This is a genomic window from Streptomyces sp. NBC_00328, assembly GCF_036139655.1.
Classification (GTDB): Bacteria; Actinomycetota; Actinomycetes; order Streptomycetales; family Streptomycetaceae; genus Streptomyces.
In genome coordinates this window covers 3,705,230-3,718,137 of sequence record NZ_CP108013.1, presented here as the reverse complement: position 1 = coordinate 3,718,137, position 12,908 = coordinate 3,705,230, and the positions used below count along the sequence as shown (strand labels likewise).

8 protein-coding genes are annotated in these 12,908 nt (G+C 72.2%); all 8 read left to right on the top strand.

Features of this window, described 5'->3' with window-relative positions; all coding sequences use genetic code 11:
- Positions 1-246 precede the first annotated feature (246 nt).
- Positions 247-1,476, top strand: a complete 1,230-nt coding sequence (locus tag OG485_RS16285; protein WP_328669073.1) for a hypothetical protein — start codon at positions 247-249, stop codon at positions 1,474-1,476.
- A gap of 48 nt (positions 1,477-1,524) precedes the next feature.
- The gene (locus tag OG485_RS16280; protein ID WP_328669071.1) at positions 1,525-2,313 is read left to right on the top strand and encodes a TIGR03936 family radical SAM-associated protein; all 789 of its coding nucleotides are present in this window, start codon (positions 1,525-1,527) and stop codon (positions 2,311-2,313) included.
- Between the two features lie 262 nt (positions 2,314-2,575).
- A complete protein-coding gene (locus OG485_RS16275) occupies positions 2,576-6,664 on the top strand; it encodes an Rne/Rng family ribonuclease (protein ID WP_328669070.1) in 4,089 nt (1,362 codons plus the stop codon).
- A 267-nt stretch (positions 6,665-6,931) separates the two neighbouring features.
- Positions 6,932-7,252, top strand: coding sequence for a 50S ribosomal protein L21 (gene rplU, locus OG485_RS16270; protein WP_164320786.1), 321 nt, complete (start codon positions 6,932-6,934; stop codon positions 7,250-7,252).
- A gap of 16 nt (positions 7,253-7,268) precedes the next feature.
- On the top strand, positions 7,269-7,523 hold the full coding sequence (gene rpmA, locus OG485_RS16265) for a 50S ribosomal protein L27 (RefSeq protein ID WP_037618784.1): 255 nt from the start codon (positions 7,269-7,271) through the stop codon (positions 7,521-7,523).
- A gap of 190 nt (positions 7,524-7,713) precedes the next feature.
- Positions 7,714-9,150, top strand: coding sequence for a GTPase ObgE (gene obgE, locus OG485_RS16260; protein ID WP_326787826.1), 1,437 nt, complete (start codon positions 7,714-7,716; stop codon positions 9,148-9,150).
- A 403-nt stretch (positions 9,151-9,553) separates the two neighbouring features.
- Positions 9,554-11,065 carry an FG-GAP-like repeat-containing protein gene (locus OG485_RS16255; protein WP_328669053.1) on the top strand — a complete coding sequence of 504 codons (1,512 nt, stop codon included), beginning with the start codon at positions 9,554-9,556 and terminating at the stop codon, positions 11,063-11,065.
- 279 nt (positions 11,066-11,344) lie between these two features.
- Positions 11,345-12,895: an alkaline phosphatase D family protein gene (locus OG485_RS16250; protein ID WP_328669051.1), complete on the top strand. Its 1,551-nt coding sequence runs from the start codon at positions 11,345-11,347 to the stop codon at positions 12,893-12,895.
- Positions 12,896-12,908 lie beyond the last annotated feature (13 nt).

Sequence of the window (12,908 nt, the reverse complement as noted above, 5' to 3'; positions counted from 1 at the left end):
GCCGGTCGGACCGGTGCATTCCGAAGAACTCGCCATACATATCATCAGATCAGCTCAATTCGGGAACATCTGGTGACCCCGGCTCAACTGTCAGCCGGTGATCAAAAGTTGGACCTGCCGCGCCCTGAGGGTCTGCTCGGCCGGGCGAAGGCGTCGGTGTGCCACGGAGCGCCAATACGCCGAGGGCCGATATGCCGAGTGCCGATATGTCGCATCCAATGTGGCGGCCGGTGCGTCTATGCGGGTATGGATCTGGAAAAGCCGTCCGCCGCCCCGCCCGGTACGCAGGCCGAGGGATGTCTCGCCGTCGCGATCCGCGTTCCGGTGCGGATCGTGGTGCTCGTCCTCGTCGTGCCGGTACGGATGGTGTGGGACGCGCTCGTCGTCGGCGGAAGGTTTCTTCGGGACACGCTGCTCCGGCCGCTGGGGCGAGTGCTCGGCCAGGTTCTCGGGTGGGTGGGGCGGGCGCTGTTCGTGTGGCCCTGGGTGGCGCTGTGGCGCTACGTCGCCCTCCCGATCGGCCGCGTACTGGCCCGGCTCGGGCAGGTGCTGCTCGTCGTGCCGGCGGTCTGGCTGTACCGCACGGTCCTGACCCCGGTCGGGCATGCCCTCGCCTGGGCGGCCCGGGGGACCGGTGCCGTGCTCGCTCTGGTGTTCAAGGGGGCCCTGGCCGCGCTCATGTGGTTCGTCGGCGGCGTCCTGACCGCACTCGACTGGGTCCTCGGTGGTGTCGAGGCCGCGTGCGGCTGGGTGTACGCGCGGCTGCTCACGCCGGTCGGACGCGCTGTCGCCTGGCTGCTCAAGGGCGTCGGCATGGTCCTCGCGGCCGTCGCGATCGGGGTGTACACCGTCCTCGCCTGGCTGGCGCGGTATCTGCTGGTGGTCCCCGCCCTGTGGCTGTACACCTGGGTCCTGGCCCCCGTCGGCAGGGCGGTCGCCTTCCTGGCCGACCGGTTCGTGCGGCTCGTACGGATGATCTTCGTGGGCATCGGAACCGCGCTCCACTGGACCGCCCGCGTCCTGCTGGTGCTTCCCGCTCTCGCCGTGTGGCGCTGGATTCTCGTGCCCGTCGGGCGGGCCCTCGCCGTCGTGGCCAGGGAGATCGGCGAGGCCCTCGGGCACGCCTGGCGGATCGCCGGGTACGTCTCGCTCGCCGTCGGACGGTTCCTCGCGCGTCTCTTCCGGTGGACTTTCGTCGAACCGGCGCGCTGGGCTTACCGGACCGTGCTGACACCGGTCGGGCACGCCGTGCGCGATCTGGTGCTGAAGCCCGCGGCCGAGGCGGCGCGCGGGATCCGGCGGACGGCGCGGCAGGCTCTGGAAGCCGCCCGGGACAGTGCGCGGCAGGCCCGCGCCGACTTCCGGCGGATGCTCTTCGGAACGCCTCCGGAACCACAGCCGGTCGCCCGGCGGGAACCAGCGGCCCCCGACACACGTACTCTAGGTAGCAGTACGACCGCACTCATGAAGGACTGAGCGACACTGGGCAAGCGACAGCCCGAAGGCCCGCCGCCCGCACCCGCGGTGCAGCGCATCCGACTGCGCTACACCAAGCGCGGCCGCCTCCGGTTCACCAGCCACCGTGACTTCCAGCGCGCCTTCGAGCGTGCCCTGCGCCGTGCCGCCGTACCCATGGCGTACTCGGCAGGGTTCACGCCGCATCCGAAGGTGTCGTACGCCAATGCCGCACCCACCGGCACCGGCAGCGAGGCGGAGTACCTGGAGATCGCGCTCACCGCGAAGCGCGACCCCGAGAAGCTGCGCGAGCTCCTCGACGAGTCGATGCCCCAGGGGCTCGACATCATCGAGGCGGTCGAGGCTCGCGTCTCGGGTCTCGCCGACCGGCTCACCGCTTCCGTGTGGGAGATGCGCCTCGACGGCGTGGACCCGGCGGACGCGGAGCGCGCGGTGGAGGCCTTCAATACGGCCGAGACCGTCGAGGTCAGCCGCAAGACCAAGAACGGCATGCGGACGTTCGACGCCCGCGGTGCCGTGGCGAGCCTCGAAGCGACCTCCGAGACGCACAGTCCACAGGCTGATAGGCCGACCGACCAGCCCTGTGCGATACTGCGGCTGGTTGTTCGGCACGTGACGCCTGCCGTTCGACCCGACGACGTCCTGTCCGGTCTTAGCGCCGTGGCCGACCTGGCGCCGCCGGTCGCCGCAGCGGTGACCAGGCTGGCGCAGGGGCTGTTCGATGAAGAGACCGGCACGGTGACCGACCCGCTCGCGCCCGACCGCGAGGCAGTCGCAGCCGCCCCAGCCGATCGCACAGGGGCCGCCGAAACTGCCGCCGCGAAGGCGTCGGCGTAAGGAAGGTCCCGCGTAAGGACAGATGTCGTAGCGCCGCCCTCGTATCCGGGAGCCACCTGGGTCGGGCAGCGCACCGACCTTAAAGACTTTCGCCAGGCCGTACGCACACATGGTGTACGGAACCGGCGAGACAGGACTAAGAGAGCTCCCGTGCGGCGCCCGCGCCCCGGACGGCGGCACCGCGCATCGCGCGAGCCGCGGACGTCACCGGCATCGCCGGACCAGGCGCGGCGCCCGGGAGCCTGACGGGAGATCCACCCGCATGCTCGAGCCCACCGAACCCACCGAGGGTTCCGACAACAACACTCCCAGCGACACGCTGCCGCCGCGGCGCCGCCGCCGTGCGGCGTCGCGCCCCGCCGGTCCGCCGACCGCCGCCACCGAGGCCGCGGCCGAGACCACCGCGCCGGCCATACCGGCCGTGGCGTCCGCCGACCTCGCGGCCGAGGACGCCCCCGCAGGGGCCGTGACCTCCGCGGACGCCGAGGCCGAGGAGACGGACGAGACCGAAGAGGCCGTCGAGACGGCCGCGGCCGAAGCGGCCGAGGAGGCCCCGGCCGAGGTCGAGGCCGCCGCCACCACAGCTTCCGACGACGCCGCACCGCGCCGTACGCGCCGTCGCGCCACCCGTCGTGTCTCCGCTCCCGCCGGAGCGCCCGAGACGGACGGGACCGCCCAGGCCGACGAGACAGTCGAGCCCGCCGCCGTCGCCGAGCCCGAGAGCCGGCCCGTCGAGGAGGCTCCGGCCGCGGTCGAGGAGACCGCGCCCGCCGGCCGTACCCGCCGTCGCGCCACCCGCCGGGCCTCCGCGCCCGCCGGAGCGCCCGCCGCGGCCGAGGCCGCCGAGGTCGTGACGACCGCCGCCGAGCCGGTGGCCGCCCCCGCCACCGCGGAGACCGAGCCCGAGGCACCCGCCGCCGAGCCCGTCGCCGAGGAGGCCGCCCCGCGCCGCACGACCCGCCGTCGTGCCACCCGCCGGGCCACCGCACCCGCCGGAGCGCCCGAGGGCGACACCGCCGACGAGCGTGTGGAGGCGCCCGTGAGCAGCGAGAGCAAGTCCGAGGAGACCGCGCAGCCGCAGGCCGTCGAGGCCGGGCCCGCGCAGACCGAGCCCGCGCAGCCCGAGGACGGCGGCCCGCGCCGTAGCCGCCGCCGTGCCACCCGCAAGGCCGCCGTCGGTTTCTCCGCGCCCGCGCCGAAGGAGACCGAGGGGTCCTCGCGGCGCCCGGCCCGTCCGGCCGTCGCCGTGTTCCAGGCGCCGGTGTTCACCGAGCCGATGTTCCAGACGCCCGAGCGGGCCGCCGCCGCGGCCGCCGCCGAGGCGGCCGAGGCCGCTGAGGCTCCCGAACCGGCCGAGACCGTCCAGGAGCCGGCCGCCGGCCGCAGGCGCCGGCGTCGCCGGGGCTTCGAGGACGAGCCGCAGGCCGTGACCGAGGAGACGCAGGAGCCCGTCGAGGACGCGGAGCCCGTCGAGGACACGGAGCCCGTCGAGGACGCGGAATCCGCCGAGGACGCGGAGGACGCCGTCGAGGGCGACGAGGGCGAGGAGGAGTCCGCGGGCTCCCGTCGCCGTCGCCGTCGCGGTGGCCGCCGTCGCCGCCGCGGAGAGTCCGCCGAGTCGGACGCGGACGGCGAGGCCGGTGAGGACGACTACGTCGCCGAGCAGGCCGCGCAGGACGCCGAGGACACCGCCGAGCAGACCGAGGAGGACGCCGAGGAGGACGACGAGCGCGAGGAGTCGGGCGGCTCCAGCAGCAGCCGTCGCCGTCGTCGCCGTCGCCGTCGCGCCGGTGACTCCGGTGGCGAGGCCGAGCAGCCCGGCGAGAACGACCCCGAGCGCACCGTCGTCAAGGTCCGCGAACCGCGCGGCAGGCGCGAGGAGCAGCCCTCGGACGAGGTGCAGTCCATCAAGGGCTCGACCCGCCTCGAGGCGAAGAAGCAGCGCCGCCGCGAGGGCCGCGAGCAGGGCCGCCGCCGTGTTCCGATCATCACGGAGGCCGAGTTCCTGGCCCGCCGCGAGGCCGTCGAGCGGGTGATGGTCGTCCGCCAGAGCGGTGAGCGCACCCAGATCGGTGTCCTCGAGGACGACGTGCTCGTCGAGCACTACGTCAACAAGGAGCAGGCGACCTCGTACGTCGGCAACGTCTACCTGGGCAAGGTCCAGAACGTGCTGCCGTCGATGGAGGCCGCGTTCATCGACATCGGCAAGGGCCGCAACGCGGTGCTCTACGCCGGTGAGGTCAACTTCGAGGCGCTCGGCATGGCTCACGGGCCGCGCCGGATCGAGGCCGCCCTCAAGTCCGGCCAGTCGGTCCTGGTGCAGGTCACCAAGGACCCGATCGGCCACAAGGGCGCCCGTCTGACCAGCCAGGTCTCCCTCCCGGGCCGCTACCTCGTGTACGTGCCCGAGGGCTCGATGACCGGCATCAGCCGCAAGCTGCCCGACACCGAGCGCGCGCGTCTGAAGACCATCCTCAAGAAGATCGTCCCCGAGGACGCGGGCGTCATCGTGCGCACCGCCGCCGAGGGCGCGAGCGAGGACGAGCTGCGCCGTGACGTCGAACGTCTCCAGGCGCAGTGGGAGGACATCGAGAAGAAGGCGAAGAGCGGCAACGCCCCGACCCTTCTCTACGGCGAGCCGGACATGACCGTCCGCGTCGTCCGCGACATCTTCAACGAGGACTTCTCCAAGGTCATCGTCAGCGGTGACGAGGCGTGGGAGACCGTCCACGGCTACGTCTCCCACGTGGCGCCCGACCTGACCGACCGGCTGTCGAAGTGGACCTCCGAGGTCGACGTCTTCGCCACGTACCGGATCGACGAGCAGCTCATGAAGGCGCTGGACCGCAAGGTCTGGCTGCCCAGCGGCGGCTCGCTGGTGATCGACAAGACCGAGGCCATGATCGTGGTCGACGTCAACACCGGAAAGTTCACCGGCCAGGGCGGCAACCTCGAGGAGACCGTCACCAGGAACAACCTGGAGGCGGCCGAGGAGATCGTGCGTCAGCTGAGGCTGCGCGACCTCGGCGGCATCGTCGTCATCGACTTCATCGACATGGTCCTGGAGTCCAACCGGGACCTGGTGCTGCGGCGCCTGCTCGAATGCCTGGGCCGTGACCGTACGAAGCACCAGGTGGCCGAGGTGACCTCGCTGGGCCTCGTGCAGATGACCCGCAAGCGGGTGGGCCAGGGTCTGCTGGAGTCCTTCTCCGAGACCTGTGTCCACTGCAACGGCCGCGGTGTCATCGTGCACATGGAGCAGCCGACGTCCGTCGGTGGCGGCGGCAAGCGCAAGAAGCGCGGCCGTGGCGGTGCCGAGCAGGTCCAGGACCACGACCACGACCACGAGCACGAGGTGGCCGAGGAACTGGAGACCGAGACCGAGGCGGAGGTGGCCGCCGAGGTCGCCGCGCCCGTCGCTCTGGTCGAGACCGAGTTCCAGCCGGACGAGGAGTTCTACGGCAGCGCCGCCGAGGCGGAGGCCGCGGCCACCCGTGGCCGCTCGCGGCGCCGTGCCTCCCGGCGCGCGTCCGCTCCCGCCGGTGCGCCGAAGACCGAGGAGCGCGCTCCCCGGACCAGGCGCGAGGAGCGCGCCGAGCGCGCCGCCGCCCGGTCCCGTGAGGCCGTCGAGGCCGAGCCGTTCGCGGCCGAGGACCCGGTCGTCGAGGCGCCGGCCGCCGAGCAGCCGGTGTCCGAGCAGCCGGTCGTCGAGGCTCCGGCCGAGACCGTCGAGGCCCCCGTGGCCGCCGTGGCGGAGGCCGAGGCCGCTCCCCAGGGCCGTACGCGCCGTCGTGCGACCCGCAAGGTGTCCGCGCCGGCCGGTTCGCCCAGGTCGGCCGAGGAGGCCGTCGTGACGGTCACGGTCACGGAGCCGGTCGCGGCGCCCGTCGCCGAGGCCCCCGCGCAGACCGCCGACGAGACGGAGACGGCGCCCGAGCCGGTGGCCGAGGCCCCCGCCGAGAGCGCCGCGCCGGCCCGTCCGCGCCGCCGTGCCGTGCGCAAGGCCACCGCGCCCACCGCGTCCGCGGAGGCCGCCGTCGTGGTCGTCCCGTCGGCCGCCGCGGAGCCGGTCGCCGAGCCCGAGGCCGAGCCGGCGGCCGAGCCGGAGGCCGTCGAGGCCGACGCCGAGGCCCCGGCCGCCAAGAAGACGGCCGCCCGCAAGACGGCCAAGAAGGTGACGGCGAAGAAGGCCGCCACCAAGAAGGCCGTGGCGGCCAAGACGACGGTCGCCAAGAAGGCCACGGCCAAGAAGGCGACCGTGAAGAAGGCGGCCGTCAAGTCCACGGCGAAGAAGACCGCGGCGGCCGAGCAGACGCTCTCCACCGTCACGGCGTCCACCGACGAGAGCTGAGGCTCCACGCGTCGTCCCCGGCCCGCGCATCCGCCGGGCCGGGGACGACGCGTGACCGGTGGCACACCCGCGGGGCCCGGCCTGGTTTGACCCTTTCGGCCGTGGCCCCGTAACCTTGACCGTCGGCGTGTCCCCTGACGCGCCGCACCCCCGTAAACCTCTTCCTCCTGGTGTTGCGAGCTTCGTGCTCAGCGTTCCGGGAGAGGCCGCTCGCGCGAGTCGGCGGCTGGACTGCGGGGTCCCGTTCCGAGCGAAAGAGAGATCCGCGTGTACGCCATCGTGCGCAGCGGTGGTCGCCAGCACAAGGTTGCTGTCGGCGACATCGTTGAGGTTGACAAGATTCCCACCGCCAAGGTTGGCGACACGGTCGAGCTCTCGACCCTGCTCGTTGTCGACGGCGAAGCCGTGACGAGCGACCCCTGGGTCCTCGCGGGCATCAAGGTCCAGGCCGAGATCGTGGACCACCACAAGGGTGTCAAGATCGACATCCTTCGCTACAAGAACAAGACCGGCTACCGCCGTCGTCAGGGCCACCGCCAGCAGTACACGGCGATCAAGGTCACTGAGATCCCCGCGGCTGCGAAGTAAGGGTAGGGACTGAGACATGGCACACAAGAAGGGCGCATCGTCCACTCGGAACGGTCGCGACTCCAATGCTCAGCGGCTCGGTGTGAAGCGCTTCGGCGGTCAGACCGTCAACGCCGGTGAGATCCTGGTCCGCCAGCGTGGCACCCACTTCCACCCCGGCGTCAGTGTCGGCCGTGGCAAGGACGACACGCTGTTCGCGCTGGCCGCCGGTGCGGTCGAGTTCGGCACGCACCGTGGCCGCAAGGTCGTGAACATCGTTCCGGTCGCCTGATCGAGTCCCGTCGAGGCTGATCCGGTTCCACGCGGACCGGGCCGGGTGCCTCGGGGCCCAGGCTCCGTAGAACAGAGTTCCTCGCGAGGCGGACCTCACTTCCCCCACGGGAAGAGGGTCCGCCTTTCGCGTGTTACGTAAGAGACATTCCGTACGTACTGATGTAACCGAAGTGCTGGAGGCACCCCACATGACCACCTTCGTGGACCGCGTCGAGCTGCATGTCGCCGCGGGTAGCGGAGGTCACGGCTGTGCCTCCGTACACCGGGAGAAGTTCAAGCCGCTCGGCGGCCCGGACGGCGGCAACGGTGGCCGTGGCGGTGACGTGATCCTGGTCGTCGACCAGTCCGTCACCACGCTGCTCGACTATCACCACTCGCCGCATCGCAAGGCGACCAGCGGCAAGCCCGGCGAGGGCGGCAACCGCTCCGGCAAGGACGGCCAGGACCTCGTCCTGCCCGTGCCGGACGGCACGGTCGTGCTCGACAAGGCGGGCAACGTCCTCGCGGACCTCGTCGGACAGGGCACCACGTACGTCGCCGCCGAGGGCGGCCGCGGAGGCCTCGGCAACGCGGCGCTGTCCTCGGCCCGCCGCAAGGCGCCCGGCTTCGCGCTGCTCGGCGTGCCCGGAGGCATGCAGGACATCGTCCTGGAGCTGAAGACCGTCGCCGACGTGGCCCTCGTCGGCTACCCGAGCGCCGGCAAGTCCTCGCTCATCTCGGTCCTGTCCGCCGCCAAGCCGAAGATCGCGGACTACCCCTTCACGACCCTCGTCCCGAACCTGGGCGTGGTGACGGCGGGCGAGACCGTCTACACCATCGCCGACGTGCCCGGTCTCATCCCCGGCGCCAGCCAGGGCAAGGGCCTCGGCCTGGAGTTCCTGCGCCATGTGGAGCGGTGCAGTGTGCTCGTCCACATCCTGGACACGGCCACCCTCGAATCCGAGCGTGACCCGATCTCCGACCTCGACATCATCGAGGAGGAGCTGAAGCAGTACGGCGGCCTGGACAAGCGTCCGCGCATGGTCGTCCTCAACAAGATCGACGTACCGGACGGCAAGGACCTCGCGGAGATGGTCCGCCCCGACCTGGAAAGCCGCGGCTACCGCGTCTTCGAGGTGTCCGCGGTCGCCCACATGGGCCTCAAGGAGCTGTCCTTCGCGCTCGCCGAGATGGTCGCCGCCGCGCGTGCCGCGAAGCCCAAGGAGGAGGCGACCCGGATCGTCATCCGTCCGAAGGCGGTCGACGACGCCGGCTTCACCGTGGCACAGGAGGAGGACGGCCTCTACCGCGTGCGCGGCGAGAAGCCCGAACGCTGGGTGCGCCAGACCGACTTCAACAACGACGAAGCCGTCGGTTACCTCGCCGACCGCCTCAACCGTCTCGGTGTCGAGGCGCAGCTGATGAAGGCGGGCGCCCGCTCGGGCGACGGCGTCGCCATCGGCCCCGAGGAGAACGCGGTCGTCTTCGACTGGGAGCCGACGGTCATGGCCGGTGCGGAGATGCTGGGCCGCCGTGGTGAGGACCACCGCCTCGACGAGCCTCGCCCCGCCGCCCAGCGCCGCCGCGACAAGCAGGCCGAGCGGGACGAGTCGCAGAAGGAGTACGACGAATTCGAGCCGTTCTAGGGTCTGCCTGACCATTCCCGTCTGCGGGCGACGACGCGAATTGTCGGACAGGGCCGAGGCCGCGTTCGGCGGGCCGCGTGCCCGCCGCCGGGTGGTCCCGGTTGAACGCCAGGCAAAGTCCGGGCGGGCGCAGGGCAACCAAACAGCTGGGCCGTGAGTCGTAGCGGGCGCGGAGAGGATCTTCCTCTCCGCGCCCGTTGTGCATTCCGGACACCCGGACCGGATGTCCCGGAGCCCGGACGGGTGAGGACGCGCCGGGCGGTCGCCCTCGCGATCACCCGGCCGGCCGCGCCCGCCCGTGCCGGCATGTCCGCTCCGCCGGCCATCCCTGCCTCTCCCTTCCGCCGGAGCGGCTGCTCCAGGCCGCTCCGGGAGCCGTCGTTCCCTTCAGGTCAGGACCCCCATGCCGCACCGCCGTTCTCTCTTCGCCCGCCGCAGACCCTTCGTCATCGGTGCCGGTGTCGCCCTGGCCGCGGGCGCGCTGGCCGTGCCCGCCGTCAACGCCGCGACCGTGCCGACGACCGCCTCCGCCACGCCGAGCGCCAAGCGGCTGCACGACGACTTCAACGGCGACGGCTATCCGGATCTCGCGATCGGGGCGCCGGGCACCACGGTGGGCGGTCTGAAGAACGCCGGGTCCGTCAGCGTGCTGTACGGCGCCTCCGGCGGACTGTCCACCGCGCGCAAGCAGGTGCTGACCTGGCCCGGACGCGTCAACAGCGACACTCCCGAGTACGTCTACGGCTCCGGGTTGCAGAGCGCCGACCTCGACGGCGACGGATACGCGGATCTGCTCTCGGCCGTCGATGTGTCGAGGATGGACATCGACGACGGCTACGCGGTCGTCGTCAACTGGGGTGGCGCCAAGGGGCTCTCGGCGACCGCCACGGCCCTCGCATGGAGTCCGGGGGCCGAGTGGCAGGGACAGTTCGCCGTCGGTGACGTGGACGGCGACAAGCACCCGGATCTGGTGACGGCGGGCGCCGAGCAATGGCTCTCCGACGACCCGGACGTCCAGCCCGAGGAGGACGGGACGGTGCGGCACGGCCCGTTCACCCGCGGCGGTGGCAACGCCGGGAGGGACCACTTCACCGTCGACCCGCAGAAAGCCCTGTTCAACCCGGTGATGGCGGCCGGCGATGTGACCGGGGACGGTGTGGCCGACCTCGCGGTGACCACCGGGGACACGGGCTCGCGCACCACGGCGCTGCTCGCGGGCGGCAGGGACGGCTTCACCGACAAGGGCCGGCTGCACGACGCCCAGGGGCGTGCCGTCGCAGGCGAGGACATCGCGATCGGAGACCTGGACAAGGACGGATACGGCGACGTGGTCGTCGGCCGCTCGGCCGTGGGCGGCACCGGATCTCCGGCGAAGGGCGGCGCGGTGGGCGTCGTCCACGGCGGCCCCGGAGGCGTCTCGACGACCCGGAAGCCGGTGTGGATCAGCCAGGACACCCCGGGAGTGCCCGGCACTGACGAGAAGGGCGACGGCATGGGCGCCGGCCTGTCCGTCGGCGACACCGACGGCGACGGCTACCTCGACGTGGCGACCGGCCTGCCCGGCGAGGACGTCGGCACCACCGTCGACGCGGGCGGTGTGCTCGTCCTCAGGGGCAGCGCCTCGGGCCTGACCGGTACCGGTGCCAAGTCGTTCACCCAGAGCACCTCCGGCGTGCCCGGCACGGCCGAGCGGATGGACCGGTTCGGTGCCGAGACGGCCCTGGCCGACGGCAACGGCGACAAGAAGGACGGCCTGATCGTCGGCGACCCGGACGAGAACGCGGGCAACGGTGCCGTCTGGACCTTCTCCGCCGGCTCCGGCGGCATCACGGCGAGTGGTTCGGCCTCCTTCGGCGGATCCACGCTCGGCCTTCCCGCCACGGGCTCGGGCTTCGGAAGGTCCCTCGACGACTGAGCCCGGCCCGTTCCATCTTCGGCGCGGGCACGCCGGGCACGGTGGCTACGGGCGCCCGGCCGGACAGATCTTCGCCTGCTGAGAGGGCGTCAGGCCCGCCGTGACAGTGGACGGTTCCGCCGGAGAGCGCCGGAGGAACACCGAAATCCCCTGTCGCGGCGGGTCGTTCGTTGCTCGTGTGTTCGTCATGCGTACGATGCGCTCTGTTCAAGAGGTGGGCCGCTGTGCCGTGTGGGCTTCCCGGTGTCCAAGAGGCAACCGACGCAAGGGAGTTCGCCCATGTCCGGCCCCGTCTCACGCGATCGTCGCCACTTTCTCACCGCCTCGGCCGCCGTGCTCGGCGCCGCCGCCTCCGCCCAGCTCTGGCTGCCGGGCAGCGCCCGTGCCGCCGAAACCCCGCTGCCCGACGCCGTGTTCAGTCTCGGCGTGGCTTCCGGCGACCCGCTGCCCGACGCGGTCGTGCTGTGGACCCGGCTCGCCCCCGACCCGCTGAACGGCGGCGGCATGCCCGACCGCGCGGTGCCGGTCGAGTGGGAGATCGCCGCGGACGCCCGCTTCCGCAAGCCGGTGCGCCGCGGCACCGCGTACGCGCGTCCCGAGTACGGCCACAGCGTGCACGTCGACGTCCGCGGGCTGCTCCCGGACCGCGTGTACTGGTACCGCTTCCGCGCGGACGGCCAGCTCTCCCCGACCGGGCGCACCCGTACCGCGCCGCACCCCTTCCGGGCGGGCGGCTCCCTGCGCGTCGCCCTCGCCTCCTGCCAGAACTGGCAGAACGGCTACTTCACCCCGTACGCCGACATGCTCGACCAGGACCCCCACGTCGTCCTGTTCGTCGGCGACTACATCTACGAGTCCTCACCGTCGGCGACGGCCGTGCGCCGCCACGAGGGCACCGGGGAGCCGTACACCCTCGTCCAGTACCGCAACCGGTACGCCCAGTACCGCAGCGACCCGCACCTCGCGGCCATGCACGCGAACGCCCCCTGGGTGGTCACCTTCGACGACCACGAGGTCGACAACGACTTCGCCGGGGAGATCCCGCAGGACCCGGACAAGCAGACGCACGACGCGTTCACGGCCCGGCTGACCGCCGCCTACCAGGCGTACTACGAGCACATGCCGGTCCGGGCCACCGCGATCCCGGACGGGCCGCACATCCGGATGTACCGGCGCCTCGACTTCGGACGCCTCGCCCGGCTGAACGTCCTCGACACCCGCCAGTTCCGCAGCAACCAGGCGACCGGCCAGGAAGGCGCGCAGGATCCGGCGCTCACCATGCTCGGCGCGGCGCAGAAGGACTGGCTGCTCCACGGGATGCGCCACTCGCCCGCCCGCTGGAACCTGGTCGCCTCGCAGATCATGATGGCCGAGACCGACCTCCAGGTCGGCGAGGGCAAGCTCTGGTACTACGACGCCTGGGACGGTTACCAGGCCGAACGCAACGCTCTCATGGGGGAGTTCGCGGACATCCGCAACCCCGTCGTCCTCACCGGCGACCGTCACCTCACGATGATCAGCGACCTCAAGTCGGACTTCGCCGACCCGGACTCCGACGTCGTGGGCGCCGAGTTCGTGGGTACGTCCATCTCCAGCGGCGGCGACCAGGACCAGGCCGCCTTCCACAAGGAGTGGGACGCGCGGATGCCGGACAACCCGCACTGGAAGTTCATCGACGCCCACCGCGGCTACCACCTCTTCGACATCCGGCGGGACGGCATCGACGCCCAGGTGCGCGTCGCGGAGACGGTGCTGAAGCCCGACGCCGCCTCCAGCACCCTGGCCCGCCTGCGGGTCGACGCGGGGGAGCCGGGCGTGCGGCTCGTGTGACGCGGGCATGCCC

Excerpts from the sequence above, each read along its gene's own strand:
- OG485_RS16255 (WP_328669053.1), top strand. The coding sequence starts at position 9,554 with ATGCCGCACCGCCGTTCTCTCTTCGCCCGCCGCAGACCCTTCGTCATC.
- OG485_RS16275 (WP_328669070.1), top strand. The coding sequence starts at position 2,576 with ATGCTCGAGCCCACCGAACCCACCGAGGGTTCCGACAACAACACTCCC.
- OG485_RS16250 (WP_328669051.1), top strand. The coding sequence starts at position 11,345 with ATGTCCGGCCCCGTCTCACGCGATCGTCGCCACTTTCTCACCGCCTCG.
- rpmA (WP_037618784.1), top strand. The coding sequence starts at position 7,269 with ATGGCACACAAGAAGGGCGCATCGTCCACTCGGAACGGTCGCGACTCC.
- OG485_RS16285 (WP_328669073.1), top strand. The coding sequence starts at position 247 with ATGGATCTGGAAAAGCCGTCCGCCGCCCCGCCCGGTACGCAGGCCGAG.
- obgE (WP_326787826.1), top strand. The coding sequence starts at position 7,714 with ATGACCACCTTCGTGGACCGCGTCGAGCTGCATGTCGCCGCGGGTAGC.